The sequence below is a fragment of the Telluria sp. GW821-FHT07G12 genome (genome assembly GCF_059418525.1).
The window spans coordinates 652,969-670,438 of the sequence record NZ_JBWKQA010000003.1; the positions used below are offsets into that span (position 1 = coordinate 652,969).

The 17,470-nt window shown below is 66.1% G+C and carries 17 protein-coding genes and 1 pseudogene; 4 read left to right on the forward strand and 14 right to left on the reverse strand.

Translation table 11 applies throughout. The features are described 5' to 3' along the window. Positions 1 to 86: 86 nt before the first annotated feature. Both AC07PE_RS15405 and AC07PE_RS15410 read left to right on the forward strand, forming a co-directional pair. Positions 87 to 2,702 carry an FAD-dependent oxidoreductase gene (locus tag AC07PE_RS15405; protein WP_498765898.1) on the forward strand — a complete coding sequence of 872 codons (2,616 nt, stop codon included), beginning with the start codon at positions 87 to 89 and terminating at the stop codon, positions 2,700 to 2,702. Positions 2,703 to 2,777: 75 nt separating this feature from the next. Next, positions 2,778 to 3,695 (forward strand): annotated as a pseudogene (locus AC07PE_RS15410) (TraB/GumN family protein). On the opposite strand, the gene AC07PE_RS15415 reads toward AC07PE_RS15410, so the two are convergent. The 7 genes from AC07PE_RS15415 to AC07PE_RS15445 all read right to left on the reverse strand — a co-directional run bounded on the left by AC07PE_RS15415 (position 3,696) and on the right by AC07PE_RS15445 (position 8,755). Further along, positions 3,696 to 4,424 carry a hypothetical protein gene (locus AC07PE_RS15415; protein WP_498765900.1) on the reverse strand — a complete coding sequence of 243 codons (729 nt, stop codon included), beginning with the start codon at positions 4,422 to 4,424 and terminating at the stop codon, positions 3,696 to 3,698. Between the two features lie 165 nt (positions 4,425 to 4,589). Further along, positions 4,590 to 4,991, reverse strand: a complete 402-nt coding sequence (locus AC07PE_RS15420; protein WP_498765902.1) for a VanZ family protein — start codon at positions 4,989 to 4,991, stop codon at positions 4,590 to 4,592. A 122-nt stretch (positions 4,992 to 5,113) separates the two neighbouring features. Beyond that, on the reverse strand, positions 5,114 to 5,434 hold the full coding sequence (locus AC07PE_RS15425) for a hypothetical protein (protein WP_498765904.1): 321 nt from the start codon (positions 5,432 to 5,434) through the stop codon (positions 5,114 to 5,116). A 463-nt stretch (positions 5,435 to 5,897) separates the two neighbouring features. After that, positions 5,898 to 6,683: an SDR family NAD(P)-dependent oxidoreductase gene (locus AC07PE_RS15430; protein WP_498765906.1), complete on the reverse strand. Its 786-nt coding sequence runs from the start codon at positions 6,681 to 6,683 to the stop codon at positions 5,898 to 5,900. Positions 6,684 to 6,737: 54 nt separating this feature from the next. Continuing rightward, positions 6,738 to 7,259: a TPM domain-containing protein gene (locus AC07PE_RS15435; RefSeq protein ID WP_498765908.1), complete on the reverse strand. Its 522-nt coding sequence runs from the start codon at positions 7,257 to 7,259 to the stop codon at positions 6,738 to 6,740. Further along, positions 7,259 to 8,116, reverse strand: coding sequence for a TPM domain-containing protein (locus tag AC07PE_RS15440; RefSeq protein WP_498765910.1), 858 nt, complete (start codon positions 8,114 to 8,116; stop codon positions 7,259 to 7,261). The genes AC07PE_RS15435 and AC07PE_RS15440 overlap by 1 nt, the downstream gene beginning before the upstream one ends. A gap of 15 nt (positions 8,117 to 8,131) precedes the next feature. Continuing rightward, on the reverse strand, positions 8,132 to 8,755 hold the full coding sequence (locus tag AC07PE_RS15445; protein WP_498765912.1) for a LemA family protein: 624 nt from the start codon (positions 8,753 to 8,755) through the stop codon (positions 8,132 to 8,134). 145 nt (positions 8,756 to 8,900) lie between these two features. Here AC07PE_RS15445 and pyrF point away from each other — a divergent pair, with 145 nt between their 5' ends. After that, on the forward strand, positions 8,901 to 9,722 hold the full coding sequence (gene pyrF / locus AC07PE_RS15450; RefSeq protein WP_498765914.1) for an orotidine-5'-phosphate decarboxylase: 822 nt from the start codon (positions 8,901 to 8,903) through the stop codon (positions 9,720 to 9,722). Between the two features lie 45 nt (positions 9,723 to 9,767). Here pyrF and sbcB read toward each other — a convergent pair whose 3' ends face one another. Continuing rightward, positions 9,768 to 11,216: an exodeoxyribonuclease I gene (gene sbcB / locus AC07PE_RS15455; protein WP_498765916.1), complete on the reverse strand. Its 1,449-nt coding sequence runs from the start codon at positions 11,214 to 11,216 to the stop codon at positions 9,768 to 9,770. 88 nt (positions 11,217 to 11,304) lie between these two features. Then, positions 11,305 to 12,264, reverse strand: coding sequence for a GGDEF domain-containing protein (locus AC07PE_RS15460; RefSeq protein WP_498765918.1), 960 nt, complete (start codon positions 12,262 to 12,264; stop codon positions 11,305 to 11,307). Between the two features lie 107 nt (positions 12,265 to 12,371). Between AC07PE_RS15460 and AC07PE_RS15465 the strand changes: the two genes are divergently transcribed. Further along, positions 12,372 to 13,178 (forward strand): helical backbone metal receptor, encoded by an 807-nt coding sequence (locus tag AC07PE_RS15465; RefSeq protein ID WP_498765920.1) that lies wholly within the window; start codon positions 12,372 to 12,374, stop codon positions 13,176 to 13,178. On the opposite strand, the gene AC07PE_RS15470 is transcribed toward AC07PE_RS15465, so the two are convergent. The 5 genes from AC07PE_RS15470 to AC07PE_RS15490 all read right to left on the reverse strand — a co-directional run bounded on the left by AC07PE_RS15470 (position 13,172) and on the right by AC07PE_RS15490 (position 17,458). Further along, positions 13,172 to 13,555: an HPF/RaiA family ribosome-associated protein gene (locus AC07PE_RS15470; protein ID WP_498765922.1), complete on the reverse strand. Its 384-nt coding sequence runs from the start codon at positions 13,553 to 13,555 to the stop codon at positions 13,172 to 13,174. The two genes, AC07PE_RS15465 and AC07PE_RS15470, sit on opposite strands and share 7 nt — an antisense overlap. 76 nt (positions 13,556 to 13,631) lie before the next feature. Next, positions 13,632 to 14,342, reverse strand: coding sequence for a DUF1345 domain-containing protein (locus tag AC07PE_RS15475; RefSeq protein ID WP_498765924.1), 711 nt, complete (start codon positions 14,340 to 14,342; stop codon positions 13,632 to 13,634). Then, the gene (locus AC07PE_RS15480) at positions 14,342 to 15,601 is read right to left on the reverse strand and encodes an MFS transporter (RefSeq protein WP_498765926.1); all 1,260 of its coding nucleotides are present in this window, start codon (positions 15,599 to 15,601) and stop codon (positions 14,342 to 14,344) included. Before AC07PE_RS15480 ends, AC07PE_RS15475 begins: the two co-directional genes overlap by 1 nt. Before the next feature lie 58 nt (positions 15,602 to 15,659). Next, entirely contained in the window at positions 15,660 to 16,397 is a 738-nt protein-coding gene (locus tag AC07PE_RS15485; RefSeq protein WP_498765928.1) for a class I SAM-dependent methyltransferase, read from the reverse strand. A gap of 32 nt (positions 16,398 to 16,429) precedes the next feature. Continuing rightward, entirely contained in the window at positions 16,430 to 17,458 is a 1,029-nt protein-coding gene (locus AC07PE_RS15490; RefSeq protein ID WP_498765930.1) for a CDP-6-deoxy-delta-3,4-glucoseen reductase, read from the reverse strand. Positions 17,459 to 17,470 lie beyond the last annotated feature (12 nt).

Below are 17,470 nucleotides of genomic sequence, written 5' to 3' on the forward strand. Positions count from 1 at the left end.
CAGCGCAGGCGGTCGGTCCGTAATGCCGAATTTTTCAATCAACCGACCGCCCGCCGCACCTCGCGGGCGCTGAAGGAGCTCATGTCATGACTACGATCGTCGTTTTCAGCCATCTGCGCTGGGATTTCGTATTTCAGCGGCCGCAGCACCTGCTGTCACGGCTGGCGCAGCATTATCCGGTCCTGTTCGTCGAGGAACCGGAGCACGATGACGGCGCGCCGTTCATGCAGCGGTCGAATCCCGCCCCGAACGTGACCGTGTGCCGCGCGCACACCCCGATCCATGCCATCGGCTTCCATGACGACCAGCTGCACCTGCTGCAGCCCATGATCGCGCAGCTGGCACCACCGGGTGAGCGGGTCATCGCCTGGTTCTACACGCCCATGGCCTTGCCTTTGCTGCAGTCGCTGCAGCCCTCGCTGGTGGTCTACGACTGCATGGACGAACTGGCGTCCTTCAAGAATCCGCCGAAACAGCTGCTGCAGCGCGAGAGCGCGCTGCTGAACATCGCCGACCTGGTGTTCGCCGGCGGCCCCAGCCTGTATGAAGCGAAAAAACACCGGCATCCGAACGTGCACTGCTTTTCCAGCAGCGTCGACATGCTGCACTTCCAGCAGGCCCTCGACCGCACCCGCGTCCATCCGCAGCAGGCCGACATTCCCCATCCGCGCCTCGGCTTCTATGGCGTGCTGGACGAGCGCTTCGACCCGGAGCTGGTTGGCGAACTCGCCGACGCCCATCCGGAATGGCAGATCGTGCTGGCCGGCCCGGTGGTCAAGATCGACCCCGAGCGCCTGCCGCGCCGCGCCAACATCCATTACCTCGGCCAGCAGCCATACACCGCCTTGCCCGACCTGCTGGCCGGCTGGGACGTCTGCCTGATGCCCTTCGCGATCAACGAAGCGACCAAATTCATCAGCCCGACCAAGGTACTCGAATACATGGCGGCCCAGCTGCCGATCGTGAGCACGCCGATCGCCGATGTCGCCAACCCCTACGGCCATGTGGTCGCCATCACCACCGGCGCGCGCGAATTCGTCGCTGCCTGCGAAGCGGCGCTGGCCATCAGCCCGGAGCAGCGCGCACACATGGTCGCAGCCATGAAGGCCGTGGTCGCCGCCACCTCCTGGGACAACACGGCGAAGCACATGCACGAGCTGCTGGAATCGACGCCCGCCCGCAGCGAGGGCACCGCCGCGCAGCGCGCCGCCAGTGCGCATGCCACCGCGCAGCCGGTGGCGCAGCCCGCCGGCGCCGTACAGAAGCTCAATGCGCTGCGTGGGCAGGGTGCGCGCCACGTCGGCGCCGTGATCGTCGGCGGCGGCCCGACCGGGCTGTCGGCCGCCTACCATCTGGGACCGGATGCGCTGCTACTGGAGCGCAACGAGAGCGTGGGCGGCTGGTGCCGCTCGATCGAGGACAAGGGCTTCACCTTCGATTACGCCGGCCACATCATGTTCTCGAACGACCCCTATGTGCTGAAGATGTACGAGCTGCTGCTGGGCGATAACGTGCACTGGCAGAACCGCGAAGCCTGGGTGTACAGCAAGGGGGTATTCACCCGCTACCCCTTCCAGGGCGCGCTGTATGGCTTGCCGCCGAAGGTCATCACCGAATGCGTGATGGGGGCGATCGAAGCTCGCTACGGAACCAACGATGCGCAGGCCTTCGGCGCCGCGGAGGTCGAGGACTGCTGCGCCGACGGCACCACCGACGTGTGCAATACCGACCGTTCCGTCAGGGGCGAGGTCAAGAATTTCGAGCAGTTCATCTACAAGGTCTGGGGCAAGGGCATCGCGAAGCACTTCGCCATCCCCTACAATCGCAAGCTCTGGACCGTGCCGCCGTCCGAGATGGAAACCTCGTGGCTGGGCGGGCGGGTGCCGCTGCCGAATCTGGAAGAGATCGTCCAGGGCGCCCTGGAGCCGGCGCCCAAGCCGGTCGGGCCGAACGCGCGCTTCGGCTATCCGCGCAAGGGCGGCTTCCAGGCCTTGATGAACGGCTTCCTGCCGCACATCAAGGGCAAGGTCGAGCTGGGCGCCGAAGTCGTGCGGGTGCTGCCGCGCGAGCACATCGTCGCCCTGGCCGACGGCCGCCGCTTCCGCTACGACGATTTGATCTCGACCATGCCGCTGCCCGAGCTGATCAAGGCGATCGGCGAGGAAGCGCCGGCAGAGGTCAGGCAGGCGGCGAGGGGGCTGCGTCATGTGTCCATCCGCTGCGTGAATATCGGCATCGACCGTGTCGCTACCGACAAGCACTGGATCTACTATCCGGAAGACACGATCTTCCACCGCATCTTCGTACAGGGGAACGCTTCGCCGCAATGCAATCCGCCGGGCGGCTTCGGCTTCACCTGCGAGATCTCGTATTCGCCCACCAAGCCGCTGCCGCTCGACGGCGACGAGCTCATCGCACGCGCGATCGAGGATTGCCGCCGGGTCGGCATGATCCTGGACGGCGACCGCATCCTGGCCGCGAACCAGGTCGACCTGCCCTACGCCTATGTGCTGTACGACCACCAGCGCGCGCGCAATGTCGAGACCTGCAAGGCCTGGCTGAAGCAGTTCGACATCACCCTGGTCGGCCGCTACAGCGAGTGGGAGTACTACAACTCCGATCACGCCCTGCTGGCCGGCAAGCGCGGCGCGGAGGCCGTGCTGGCCAAGCGCAGCCGCGCCCAGAAAGTCGGCGCGGAGTAAGCGATGCTGCCGTCCGCCTGGCGCCGCCGGGCGGCGGTCGACTGCGCCGCGCTGTTGCTGGCGATGCTGCCGGCAATGCTGGCCTGCGCCGGCGCGCGGGCAGGGAACTCCACCTCGGCGGAATACCTGCCCTATGGATCGGTGGTGGACAACCCACGTCCGGTGGCGGCCCCGCACCAGGGCGGCCTGTTCCGCGTCAGCCACGGCGGCCGCGTGACCTATCTGTTCGGCACCGCGCACGTGGGCATGCGCGGCTTCTATCCCTTGCCGCCCGAGGTGGAGCGGGCGCTGATGGGCGCCAACCGCATCGTCGTCGAACTGGACACGCGTGCCAACACCGCTTACCAGCGCGCACTGGTCCTGCACGGCCGCTATGCGCCCGGTGACGATATCCGCCGCCACCTGCCGCCGGCCACCCTGCGTGCGCTGACGGACGCACTGCACGCGCGCGGCATCGGCATGGCCGGCATGGCCGGCTATAAACCCTGGCTGGTCGCCAACCTGCTATTGAGCATGGAGCTGGAAGGCAAGGGCTACCACCGCAGCGAGGGCGTCGAGCAGGCGCTCTTGAGTCAGGCGCGGCGGCATGGGCTGAAGGTGGCCCAGCTCGAGAGCGCCGAATACCAGCTGGCCCTGTACGACACCATGGGCGAGCTTGACGCGGCGCGCTACCTGGAAGAGGTGCTGGACGGGCTGGGGAACGGGCGCGCGCTGCGCACCGCCCAGGCCGTGATCGAAGCCTGGTCCTCGGGCGATGCGCGCGCCCTTGATGTTGTGCTGCAGTAAAGCACCATAGGCCCGGGTGTGGTGGCGGAATTCACGCGCCGCGTGCTGCTGGGGCGGCGCAATCCCGACATGGCGAGCCAGATCGAGCGTTTGATGCGCGAGGACAGCGTGACCTTCGTTGGGGTCGGCTTGCTGCACCTGCTCGGCGCCAATGGGTTGCCCCAGCTGCTTGCACAGCGGGGCTATCTGGTGGAAAGAGTGTACTGATTAGTGCTGGATCGCCCCGCCGGCCAGGTTGACCCGGTCTCCGCTGCGGAAATCCGGCGTGGTCTCCTGGGTGATCACCTGGGTGCTGCCATCGTCCATGCGCAGTGTGATGCGGTAGACGCGCTCGCTCGAGGAGCTGCCGGTGGTGCCGGTGGCGCCGCTGCCGCCCACTGCCGCCGCGCCGACCGAGCCTGCGCCGGCAACGCCACTCGCCGTGCGCGGTACGACTTCGACCGCCAGGACCGTGGAATTCGGGCTCGAGCTGGCCGCCGTGGAGGCGCCTGCGCCGGACGAGCCCATGGAGCTGGCCGTGCCGCCGCTGGTGCCGGTGGTGCTGGTGCCCGTGCCGCTGCCGCTTTCCTGCGACGTACCGGAACTGCCGGAGGTGCCCGAGCTGCCGCTGCTGCCGCTGCTGCCGGAGCTGCCCGAGGTGCCGGTGGCGGAAGAGCCGGTGCCCGAGCCGGACTGGTCGTAACCCGAGCCGGTGGAACTGCCGGACGTGCCCGAGCTGCCCGAGCTGCCCGAACTGCCGGTGCCGCCGCCCCAGCCGGCCGATCCGCTGCTGCCGGTGCCGGCGCCGGTGCCGGACATGCCGCCGCTGCCGCCGCTGCTGGTGGAGCTGCCGCTTTCCATGCTGCCTTTGTCGCCCTGCATGGATTTACACGCGGTCAGTCCGAAAACCAGCGCCAGCAAGCCTGTCAGGAGCACGCTCTGGTGTTTTAGCTTCATGATCAACTCCTTCTGATGGGATAAATATGTCAGGTATGTGCGTGACGATGCCGCGTGCCACTCGGGTAAGAGGCGCGTTTGGAAGCGACGTTCCAGCTGACTCGGGTTGAGCATGAGCCACGTCAAGGACGCGGCGAGCTTGGGGAATTCAGGAGGGCGCTGGACTCAGCGTCTGGCTTCGAGCGGCGCTTTCGGCAGCACGGCGCACAGCGCCAGCACGGCCAGGACCGCCGCCGTGCAGTCCACGGCCCAGTCGCGCACGTCAGCGCCGCGGTAGGGGAAGAAGCTCTGGATGAATTCGTCGCCGGCGCCCATCAGGGCGACCGCCAGCACCGCCTTGACGGCGCGCGCGGCCGGGCTCCCGGTGCTGCCCAGGAAGCACAGGCAGGCGAGCACGGCATAGGCGATGGAATGCAGCACGACGCCGGGCGCGAAGTGGCCGATGTCCGCGCGTGCCCCTGGAATATTGCCTGCTATGACGATCGTGAGGTAGATGAGGACGGCGCAGGTAATGCAGGCAACACGCAGGCGGGGGTGCATCAGCAACTGGGACAGCATGGCGGTCATGGCAGGTGATCGGTAAAACGTACACCTTACCATGACGCATGCCTGGAGCTTGAAACGGTTGGGTGTTTGCCCCTGCACCGGCGCACCGTGGTGCGGAACGTCGGCCAAGGGCGGGCGCGCGGTCAGATCGTGAGCGCGGGCGTCCCGTTGGGGTAATGGGCGTCGTAACAGCTTTCGCAGTCGGCGCAGAAAAGATGGGCGATGCGTACGGTCTGCTGTCGCAACACGAGCTTGAGCTGGTGTGTCCTGCACTTCGGGCAGATTTCACGGACGCTGCCGAAAGTCAGTACGTGAAGAGGCTGCTCTTCATCGTCGAGGTGGTCGATGACCATGCGCGGATTCAATTCGCTGAGGACCAGGTAGTCATCGGCGATGTGCTGTCGGCGGCGCGATGGTGGGGCGTGGTGCTGCTGGGTTGGCGACATCGTTTCAGGTAAATTCATAGGAATGGCTCCTTGAAAAAACGCAAGCGCGCGATTCATCATAGCGAAATCCTCGATCCGATCAAGTCCTTGGGTAAAAAAAAATGCCCGCCAACGGAGGACGGGCACAACCCAAGATAGGGCCAAGAGACGCAGAATTCGGTGCGGCGCACCGCGTGGCGGCACGCCTTTCTACGATCACGCATATCGGTTGCGTGTATGCAGATGAACTCAGTATAGGAGTGGAATGTGACCCGGACATGACACGCCTCAAGCGAACGCAGAGTTCATCGCGAACGATCGCGGCTGAGACTGGTCTATCGGCGATGCGGGTAAAAAAAAAGCCCGCTTGGAGGCGGGCTTCAAACTATTTTCTTGGAGGAGAATAGTGGAGACAGGTGAGATTATGTTGCGGCGCGATATATATGTCCAATTTTGAATTCGGATAGCAGACATTCGCCACAGTGATAATCACTGCGCTCCCTTATTCGGCCTGCTCTCTCACCGGCACCGTGTAGTTCAGCGCCATCCGGCCGCCGTCCGCGTACAGGGTCTGGCCGGTCATGTAGGAAGCGTCGTCGCTGGCCAGGAAGGCAGCGATGCCGGCGATCTCTTCCGGCTCGCCGCAGCGGCCCAGCGGGGTGCGCGACAGGATGGTATGGCGCGCCTCCGGGCTGCCCATCACCGCATTTTTGGCCAGCTCGGTCAGGATGGTGCCTGGGCCGATCGCGTTGACGCGGATGCCGTGCTCGGCCAGGGCAATCGCGGCCACGCGGGTCAGCTGGTTCACGCCGCCCTTCGAGACCACGTAGGGAATCTGGTTCGGGATGGTGAGCTCGGCGTTCACGCTCGACATGTTGATGATGCAGCCGCGCTTGTCCGTGTCAGTGCGTTTGACCATTTCGCGCGCCACCGCCTGGCTGCACAGGAACATCGACTTCAGGTTGATGCGCAGGACGCGGTCGAAGTCTTCCTCTGTCAGCTCGAGGAAGCTTGCGGCGTGGGTAACGCCGGCGTTGTTGATCAGGATGTCGACCTGGCCGAAGGCGCTCAAGGTTGCGGCCAGCATGGCGTCGACGTCCGATTTCTGGCTGACGTCGGCGACGACGAAGCGGGCGTTGTCGCCCAGCGCTTCGGCGGCGGCCGCGCCTTCCGGACGCACGTCAACCAGCATCACGCGCGCGCCTTCGCGCACCAGGCGCTCGGCGCAGGCATAGCCGATTCCGCGGCTGGCTCCGGTAACGATGGCGACTTTCTGGGCAAGTTTCATGGCGGGTTTCCTGGATGGCGTAAAAGAACGCCATTGTACCGGCCAGAGCACGCGCTATAGCATCAGCGGCTTGTCCGGCAGCTCGTTCTGCCTGGCGCCATTCGACGGGAAGTGCTGGCGCAGCAGCGCATTGACCTGGTTGATGGCCTCGAGCGTGGCCTCGTGGAAGCGTCCCTGGGCAAAGCCCGCCGTCATCGTGTTGCAGATCGCCTGCCAGGTGGCGGGCTCGATGCGGCGGTTGATGCCGCGGTCGGCCACGATGTCGACCTTGCGGTCGGCCAGGTTGACGTAGATGAGGACGCCGCTGTGCTCCTCGGTATCCCAGATCCCGTAGTCGGCAAACAGGGCCAGCGCGCGCTGGCGGTTGCTCATCGCATCCCACACCGCCGACAGCGGCAGGGATTTTTCGACGATCAGGCGGACCTCGCCGCGGTGGGTCTGTTCGCCGGCCGTGATCGCTTCGGCGATGGCTTCCAGGGTGGCCGGCGGGAACAGGCGCGCGGCTTCGGTCCTGGTGCTGAGCAGGTGACGCAGGCTGCGCTTGAAGCGGCCGGGAGTGTGCTGTGCCGAGTCCATTACCAGTCTCCCGAGGCGCCGCCGCCGTCGAAGCTGCCGCCTCCGCCGCCGGAAAAGCCGCCGCCATCCGAAAAGCCGCCGCCGCCCGAAAAGCCGCCGCCACCACGGGAGCGGTTGTTCATGTTGCCGAGGATGCTGCCGAGGATGAAGCCGGTGGCGCCGCTGTTCCAGCCATTGTCGAAGCGCCGGCCGATGCCAGGCTGCGACAGCCGCGAGCGGCGCGGGCTGAAGATCGAGCGCAGCACCGTCAGGCCGATGACGATCAGGAAGATGCTCATCACGATGCCCGGACCGCCGTCCTCTTCCTGGGGCTGCTGGTGCGCCTGGCCAGGCTGGGCCTGGGGCGCGGGGAATTTTTCCTGGTTGAGGAGGGCGGAAATCGCGCCGACCCCGGCGACCAGGCCGCCGTAGTAATCGTTCTGGCGGAAATGCGGGGCGATCGTGTCCTGCAGGATGCGCTTCGACTGGGCATCGGTCAGCACGCCCTGCACGCCGCGCCCGGCCTCGATGCGCAGGCGCCGCAGCGAGGACGGATTGTCGCGCGCGACCAGCAGCAGCACGCCGTCGTCGACGCCCTTGCGGCCCAGCTTCCAGGCCTCGGCCACGCGGATGCTGTACTGCTCGATGACCTCGGGCTCGGTGGACTTCACCAGCAGCACGGCGATCTGGCTGCCGGTCTGGGTCTCGTAGTCGGCCAGCACGCGTTCCAGTTTCTGGCGCTGCTCCGGGGTCAGCATGCCGGCCTGGTCGGTAACGCGCGCCGTGTATGCGGGCACGGTTTTCAGCTGCGCCGATGCCTGCCCGGTGCAGAGCAGGGCAAGCGCAAGGATCCAGAGCAGGCGCAGCAGCGGTTTCATCGTCGGGGCGTCCGCTTATTTGCCGAAGTCGACCTTGGGCGCCGTCGAGATCGAGCGCTCGTTCTCCACCGTGAACGAAGGCTTGGGCGCATAGCCGAACATCTTGGCCGTCAGGTTGGTCGGGAAGCTGCGCGCCAGCACGTTGTAGTCCTGGACCGCGGTGATGTAGCGCTGGCGCGCCACGGTGATGCGGTTCTCGGTGCCTTCCAGCTGCGACTGCAGGTCGCGGAACTGGGTGTCGGCTTTCAGGTTGGGATAATTCTCGGACACCGCCATCAGGCGCGACAGCGCACTCGACAGCTCGCCCTGCACCTGCTGGAACTTCTGGAAGGCTTCCGGATTGTTCAGCACTTCCGGCGTGATCTGGAAGCTGGTGGCGGCGGCGCGCGCACGGGTGACGGCTTCCAGGGTTTCGCGCTCGTGGCTGGCATAGCCCTTGACGGTGTTGACCAGGTTCGGGATCAGGTCGGCGCGGCGCTGGTACTGGTTGACCACTTCGCCCCAGGCGGCCTTGGTCGCCTCGTCCTTGGCCTGGAACTGGTTATAGCCGCAGCCGGACAGCAGGGCGCTCGCCAGCAGCGCGGACAGCAGCATGGCAGCCCAGCGCGTGAACAGGGAAGGCGTCGAAGATTTCTTCATAATGAAGTCCATCGCGAGTTGTCGAATAACTAAAAATATACCTGAATTGGCCGAACGGCGGCGTCCGGCCGAAGCACGGGGCGGCCGGTCGCTGGCGTGGCGAGTTACAATAGAGGGTTTGCAACAAGAGACGAGAGGGCCTGCCATGAACTTCATCGACAAGCTGAACGCCGCCTGGCGCAGCAACGATTCCCTGCTGTGCGTGGGACTCGACCCGGACATCGAGCGCTTCCCCGCGCACCTGCGCGATCACCCGGAAGGCATCGCCGAATTCTGCAAGGCCATCATCGATGCGACCGCCGACCTGGCCTGTTCCTTCAAGCCGCAGATCGCGTATTTCGCGGCGCTGGGCGCGGAAGACCAGCTGGAAACCGTGTGCCGCTATCTGAAGGACCGCTATCCGCACATCCCCCTAATTCTCGATGCCAAGCGTGGCGACATCGGCGCCACCGCGCGCCAGTATGCACGCGAGGCCTTCGACCGCTACGGCGCGGACGCCGTTACCGTGAACCCCTACATGGGCTTCGACTCGGTGGAACCCTATATGGAGTGGGCGGACCGCGGCGTGATCGTGCTGTGCCGCACCTCGAACGCGGGCGGCTCCGACCTGCAGTTCCTCGACGCCGGCGGGCGCCCGCTGTACCAGCACGTGGCCCAGCTGGTGGCGGACAAGTGGAACAAGAATGGCCAGTGCGCACTGGTGGTCGGCGCCACCTTCCCGCAGGAGCTGGCCGAAGTCCGCACCATTGTCGGCGACATGCCGCTGCTGGTGCCGGGCGTCGGCGCCCAGGGCGGCGACGTCGAGGCGACCGTGAAGTCGGGCCGCACGGCGAATGGCGCCGGGATGATGATCAATTCCTCGCGGGCGATCATTTATGCGCAGCCGCAGGGGGGCGAAGATTTCGCCGCCGCGGCGCGCCGGGTGGCGATGGAGACGCGCGACGCGATCAACCAGTATCGCGGGTAGTCACCGCGTAATGTGCACGTGGGCACCCAGTGCCCACGTTCACCATCAATACCGCTGCGGCGCAATGGACTCGGCGTAGTCGTACAAAGCCCCCAGGATCTGTTCGGCCCGCTCATCCGCCGTCTCCGACAGCGCATCGATCTCGGCAAACAGCTGGTCGATCGTCCTCGCCCCGCCGGCGCCTTCGAACAGGCGCGCCGCGCGGTGCGCTTCCCAGGTTTCCATTTCCTGCTCTTGCAAGGTGTGCGGGAAGTTGCGGCAGCGGTAGCGGAACAAAATCTCCGACAAGCGTTCGTCCTCGAAGCTCGGCTGCCGGTCCACCAGACGGGTCGGGTGTTCGGCCCGCAGCGATTCCAGCTGGCGCCGGTCGCCCTGCGAGACGAAGCCGTTGTACAGGTCTTCGTCGACGTCGTTCCCGGCGCCGGAGGCTTCGCGCTGGAACACCTTCTGCCAGATCGCGCTCATGTCCGGCCCATCGGCCGCGATGCGCGCATGCGCCATGCACTGCTCGATGTCCAGCTGCCATTTCGCCGCCAGCTTCGGGTCCAGGGTGCGCAGGTTCCCGACCAGCATCGGCGATTTGTTCAGGTGCACGCTCTTGATCGGCAGGCGGGATACGCCTTCCGGCATCTCGGCGGCGCGCGTGAACAGACGCTCGCGGATGGTGTCCACGCTCAAGGCGAACAGCTCGGACGGGTTGTGGCGGCAGTCCCAGACCAGCACCTCGTTCTTGTTGGTCGGGTGCGAGGCCAGGGGGTAGACCAGGCCCAGGCAGCCGCGCTCGGCGGGGAACATGCCGGACACGTGCAGGAAGGGCTTGCGCTGGCTGCGCTCGAGGTGCAGGCCCATTTCGCTGGCGACCTTGTCCTTGCGGCGCAGCTCGAGGCAGAAGTCGAACAGCTTCGGCTGCTTGCTGCGGATCAGGCGCGCCATCGCGATGGTCGCGCGCACGTCGGACAGCGCATCGTGCGCGGCCTCGTGCACCAGGCCGTTGGCGCGGGTCAGGTCCTCCAGGCGGAAGCTGGGCTTGCCGTCTTCCTTCATCGGCCAGCTGATGCCGTCCGGGCGCAGCGCATAGGTCATGCGCACCACGTCCAGCAAGTCCCAGCGGCCGCACCCGTTCTGCCATTCGCGCGCATACGGGTCGATCATGTTGCGCCAGAAGAGGAAGCGGGTGACTTCGTCGTCGAAGCGTATCGTGTTGTAGCCGACCCCGACCGTGCCCGGCTCGCTGAAGGCTTCGCACACCCGCTTGGCGAACTCGTGCTCCGGCACGCCGTGCTCCAGGCAGTGCTGGGGCGTGATGCCGGTGATCAGGCAGGCCTGCGGATCCGGCAGGTAGTCGGGCGCCGGCTGGCAGTAGATCATCACCGGCTCGCCGATCTCGTTCAGCTCGGCGTCCGTGCGGATCGCGGCGAACTGGGCCGGGCGATCGCGCCGCGGCACCGCGCCGAAGGTTTCGTAGTCGTGCCAGAGGAAGGTATGGTTGCTCACGGAGGGGCTGCTCAAGAATTACGATGGGCCATTCTAACGTGCCGGTCCAAGCATGCCCAGCCCGGCCGCAAGCGATGGCCGGGAACCTTCAGGTATGGATGCGGTCCCGCCCGGCTTCCTTGGCGCGGTACAAAGCCGCATCGGCGGCCTCGACCAGGCTGCGCTCGTCCTGGTCCCCGACCAGGCTGGCCACGCCGAAAGAGCCCGTCAGGTGGGGCAGGGCGATGCGCATGTCGTCGAACACGACCGCCTCGCGCAGGCGCCCGCACAGGCGCTCGGCCACCATCACGGCCAGCGTGCGGTTGGTGTTCGGCAGGATCGCCATCAGTTCCTCGCCGCCGTAGCGCACCGCAAAGTCGGACGGGCGCAGGGCCGCGCGGATCACGGCGGCCGCGGTGGCCAGGGCCGTGTCGCCGGCCATGTGGCCGTGGGTGTCGTTGAAGCGCTTGAAGTGGTCGAGGTCGATCATCACCAGCGACAGCGGCGTGCCGTCCATGCGGCTACGCGCCACCAGCTTGGGCAGCATGTCGTTCAGCCAGGCGCGGTTGTAGAGCCCGGTAAGGCTGTCGTTCATCGACAGCTGGCGGTAGAACTCGCCCAGCTTCTGGCGCCGCCGCAGCAGGGCGTTGGCGGCGCGGATGCGGAAGGACAGCAGGCGCAGCAGGTTGCGGGCGACGCCGTTGCCTTCGTCGATCAGGCGCCAGACCAGGGCCGGCTCGATCACCAGCAGCTCGCTGTCGTCGAGCGCCGTGATGGCGTCGAGGTTGGCGGCATCGTCCAGCACCGACTGCTCGCCCACGCTCTCGCCGGGCAGGACGCGCTGGACCTCGCCTTCGCCGGCGGCCGTCGCCGGCTGCACGCCGAGCGAGCCGGACAGCACGACATAGAGGCGGGCCCGCAGGCCGTCCTCGACCGGTTCGCCCTTCGCCACTTTCACCACCGGGCAGGCGGCCAGCAGTGCCGCCACGGCCGGGGTGTCGGCGTCGCGGAACAGCTCCAGGTCGCGGATGGTGTAGCGGGACGCGCCGAAGGCGCCGATGATCTTCAATGCAACCCCAGGTAGATGATGAATATTGACGAGCTCGAAATCATACCGCATTGCAACTTCCAAACGAGACTTGGCGTCCGATAAACAACAGTGTTTCAATACTGCCTATGAATTCACCGACTACTTTCACCGACGCCCTCGGGCAGCGCCACGCGCCGGCCCCGGAGGCCCGCATCGTCTGCCTGGTGCCTTCGATTACCGAACTGCTGTGCGAACTGGGCCTGGCAGATCGCGTGGTCGGGCGCACCGGCTTCTGCATCCACCCGAAGGAGCTCGTCGCCGGCATCCCCAAGGTGGGCGGCACCAAGGACGTCAACATCGAGAAGATCCGCAAGCTGGCGCCGACCCACGTGGTGGTCAACATCGACGAGAACGAGAAGCCGACCGTGGACAAGCTGGCCGAATTCGTGCCGCACGTGGTGGTCACGCACCCGAATGCGCCACGCGACAACCTGGACCTGGCGCGCCTGATGGGCGGGATCTTTGGCGTCGAAGCGGCCGCTGAGCGCTGGTGCGACGAATTCGAAAAAGAGTACGCGGCCTTGAAAAAGCTGCCGTCGGGGCCGCCGCGCACGGTCCTGTACTGCATCTGGCAGGATCCGTGGATGACGGTGTCGAACGAGACCTATATCGCCAGCATGCTGGCCGAACTGGGCTGGCAGGTGCCGCACATCGGGAAAGGCGAGCGTTATCCGCGCTTCGAATGGTCGCAAGCCCTGGTGGATGGCCTCGATGCGGTGCTGCTATCGACCGAGCCCTACCGCTTCACGGAGGAACATGCCGACGCGCTGGAAAAGCAGATCGGGATTCCGGTGCTGCTGGTCGATGGGGAGATGATGTCCTGGTACGGCAGCCGCGCCCTCGAAGGCCTGCGCTACTTGCGCAGGCTGAGGGAAATGCTTGAGACTTACTGATTATCGGTCAAGCTCTTGTCGGACAAGGCGTCGACTTCCTCGGGCATCGGCAGGGGTTCGCGCTTCGCCTTGTCGTTGAGGCGGCCCAGGGCGCTGTCCAGTGCGCGCTTGAGCTTGCCGGACGCGGCCGAGATCGACAGGTGCAGGTTTTCGGCGTGGGCATGCACGACCACCGGCTCGTAGCCTGCCACGCGGGCTTCCATCATGCAGTAATTGTCGCCGTCGGCGTGTTTCTGGCCGTTCTGGTTGCTCAGGTGGACGTCCACGCGGCGGACCTGCTCGAAACGGCTGACGCTCGATTCGACGGATTCGCGGACGCGCTCGTCGAGGCCCTGGTGGCGGTCGATGGTGTTGTCGGTATTAACGTTGATTTCCATAAATCGCTCCAATAGTTGACACTGTTGAAACGATCTTACACCGTCCGACAAATTCACCGCGTTCAGATGAAAGCGCTCAGGAGTTCACCAGGCTTGCGGCGATATTGATCGACAGGCCGAGAATGGCCAGGTTGAAGAAGAAAGCCAGCACCGACTGCCCCAGCACCAGCTTGCGCATGCTGCGCGACATCACCGTCACATCCGAGGTCTGGACCGCCACCGCGATGGTGAAGGAGAAGTAGAGGAAGTCCCAGTAGTTCGGCTCCAGGCGTCCGGGCCCCAGGTCTTCGTCGGGAAAGCGCAGCGGCAGCCGGCCCTGCGGCGAGCGGTAGTACAGGTGGGCGTAGTGGAAGCAGAACAGCACCCCGACCAGCAGCCAGGAGCCGATCACGGTCAGCGCCGTGAAGGCATAGCGCATTGCGACCTGGTCGGGCGGCAGGTGGTCCATGCGGGTCAGTTCCGAGACGATGGCGTACAGGCTCAGCATCGCGCCGACGATCAGGGTTGACAGCACCAGGCCGGCGTTTTCGTCCTGCCGGCCGGCGATTTCGCGCACCTTGCGGTGATCGGCGCGCATCATCAGCCAGGCCATGCCGAGCAGATAAATCCAGACCCCGGCATCCCATCCGATCAGGGCGCGCCGCAGCCAGGGATGGGAGTCCGGCCAGGCCACGCCGACCACCGCGCCGAACGCGATCGCCAGCGTCAAGTGCGGGCGGCTGCGGATGAAACGGTGCAGCAGACGCCGCCCCTTTTCCTTGTCCTGCCTGTGCTCGATCTCTTCCATCATCCCGCCTTTCGTGCGGCTTCTTCCGCCTCGTGGTGCGGGAATCGGTCCATGGTTGAGAGCACCGGGAAGATCTTCATCCAGGTGCCGGTGACCACCAGGGTGGCCACGCCGCCGAACACGATCGCCCGCACCAGGCCGAACCAGCTGGCGGTCAGACCCGATTCGAACTCGCCCAGTTCATTCGAGGCGCCGATGAAGACCGAGTTCACCGCGCTGACGCGGCCGCGGATCTCGTCCGGGGTCTCGTACTGCACCAGCAGGTGGCGCACGTAGACGCTGACCATGTCGCCGGCGCCCAGCAGGAACAGGGCCCCCAGCGCGATGGCGAAGCTGCTGGTCAGGCCCATCGTCACGGTGGCCAGGCCGAACAGGGCGACGCCACCGAACATCCAGGCCCCGACCTTGCGGCGGATCGGGAAGAAGGCCAGCAGGATCGAGCACAGCGCCGCGCCGGCGCCGGGGGCGGTACGCAGCAGGCCCAGGCCGGTCGGGCCGGCCGCCAGCACGTCGTGCGCGTAGGCGGGCAGCAGGGCGGTGGCGCCGCCGAACAGCACGGCGAACAGGTCGAGCGAGATCGCGCCCAGCACGATCGGGCGCGACCACACGAAGCGCAGGCCTTCCAGCAACGTGTGCCAGCTGACCGGCGCCTTGTTCATGACCTGCGGCGCGCTGCGGGTAGCCGCCATCAGCAGCACCGACAGCGCCAGCAGCACGCTCGACACGGTGTACACCACGTTCGGCCCGAACACGTAGAGCAGGCCGCCCAGCACCGGACCGGCGATCACGGCCACGTGGAAGGTCGACGAGCTGAGCGCCACCGCCTGCGAAAAATCCTGGAGCGGCACCAGGTTGCGCAGCACGGCCTGCGAGGCCGGCATCATGAAGGCGCGCGCGCTGCCGTACAGGACCAGGATCGCGAACACCGGCCACACGACGTGGCTGCCGGACAGCGTGAAGCCCACCAGCAGCAGGCTGCACAGCAGCTGGGTGCACATGCACAGCAGGATGATGGTGCGGCGATTGTGGGTATCGGCAATGTGGCCGGCCCACAGGATCAGCGCCAGGAAGGGCGCGAACTGGGCCAAGCCGATCAGGCCGAGGTCGAACAGGCTCTGGGTGATCTGGTAGACCTGCCAGCCGACCGCCACGCTTTGCATCTGGACGGCCAGGGTGCCCAGGAAGCGGGCAGAAAGGTAGAAGGAGAGGTTACGGTTGCGCAGGACGGCCAGGCCGCCCGTGGGGGAATTCAGTGACATGAGATGGAAAGAGGGTGCCGGCAGGGATACCAGCACCTATTGTGCCCGATGTGCGGAATTATTTTTTGAAGCGGACGGCGAATTTATCGTCCGGCTTATCCATCTTGAAGAAGGGCTGCTCGCGCGGATCGTCGGCCACGTGCAGGTAGTCGCTGCGGCCATCGACCTTGAAGCCGGCCTTGGTGACTTCCTCGACCAGCGTCTCTTCGTCGATGCGGTGCAGGGTCTTGGTGGCGGACAGGCCGGCGCCCTTCTTGGCCGCGTTGTCGACGATGACGAGCGTGCCGCCCGGCTTCAGCGCTTCGTACAGGCGCTTGTTCATCGCCGCGCGGTCGGCAGGCGTGTTGGCGATGTCGTGGTAGGACATGTTGATGGTGATGAGGTCGAGCGGCGGCGTGCCTTTCGGGACCGGATCGTTGAAGTCGGCCACCACCGCGTGCAGGTTGGGCAGGGTCGCATTGCCCACGCGCTCCTGCAGCTTCGGGTTCGGCTTCGCGTTCTGCGCCCACACTTCGCCCTTCGGTCCCACCGCCGCGGTCAGCAGGGCTGCGGTGGCGCCGCCGCCGGACGCGACGTCGAGCGCCTTCATGCCCGGCTTGACCTGCGCGAAGGCCAGGAACTCGGCCGGCTTGCGCTTGGCGTCGTCCTTGTGGTCCTCGGCGCCGCGGATCGGGCTGGACACAGCGGCCTGGTAGCTGGCGGCGGCCTGCTCGGCGGCCTGGACGGGCCAGGCGCCGGCCAGCAGAGCGGCCGAGATTGCAGAAAAAGCGAGGGCGGAACGAAGCGAATTACGCATGGATGAACCCTTTCATCGATTTGAGAAAGCAATCAGGACTGCGCCAGGTCGGCCTCCGTCGTGAACGCGTCCGCGTAGAATTCCTCGGCCGGCAAGCCGCATTGCGCCACGTAGTCGGCTCTGGCCGAATCGACCATGATCGGCGCACCGCAAGCATACACCTGGTAGCCCGACAGGTCGGGGATATCCTGCATCACGGCGGCGTGCACGTAGCCGCTGCGTCCGGTCCACGCATCTTCGGGAAGCGCATCCGAGATCACCGGCACATAACGGAAGTGCGGCAGCTCGCGTGCCCACTGTTCGCACAGCTCGTGCATGTACAGGTCCTGCGGGCGGCGGCCGCCCCAGTACAGGTGGACCGGGCGTTCGGATTTCAGGTGCAGCATGTGCTCGACCAGGGCCTTGACCGGCGCGAAGCCGGTGCCCGAGGCCAGCAGGACGATCGGCTTGTTCGATTCCTCGCGCAGGAAGAAGGTGCCGAGCGGACCTTCGAAGCGCAGGATGTCGCGCTCCTTCATGGTCGAGAACACGTGGTCGGTGAACACGCCGCCCGGCAGGTGGCGGATGTGCAGTTCCAGCGGGCCGCTGAAGGAGGGCGCGTTGGCGATCGAATAGGCGCGGCGCTTGCCGTCCTTCAGCAGGAATTCGACGTACTGGCCGGCGCGGTAGGCGAGGGCTTCGTTGGCCGGCAGCTGCAGGCTGAGGATGGCGACGTCGGGCGCGGCACGGCGGATGCCGGTCACGCGGGTCGGCATCTTGCGCACCGGGTAATCGGTGCTGCCGCCCACTTCGCGCGCCTCGATCGTCACGTCGCCCTCGGGCACGGCGCAGCACATCAGCGCGTAGCCCTGCAGCTTTTCCTGCTCGGACAGGGCGCGCGGCTGGTGCGGCTTGTGGTGGATCCTGCCTTCGACGACCTTGCCCTTGCAAGAGCCGCAGGCGCCGTTCTTGCAGCCGTACGGCAGTCCGATGCCCGAGCGGATCGCCGCTGCGAGCACGGTTTCGTCCTGCTCGCAATCGTAGTGGTGGCCGCTGGGCTGGACAGTGATCTGGAACGTCATACAATCCTCGGA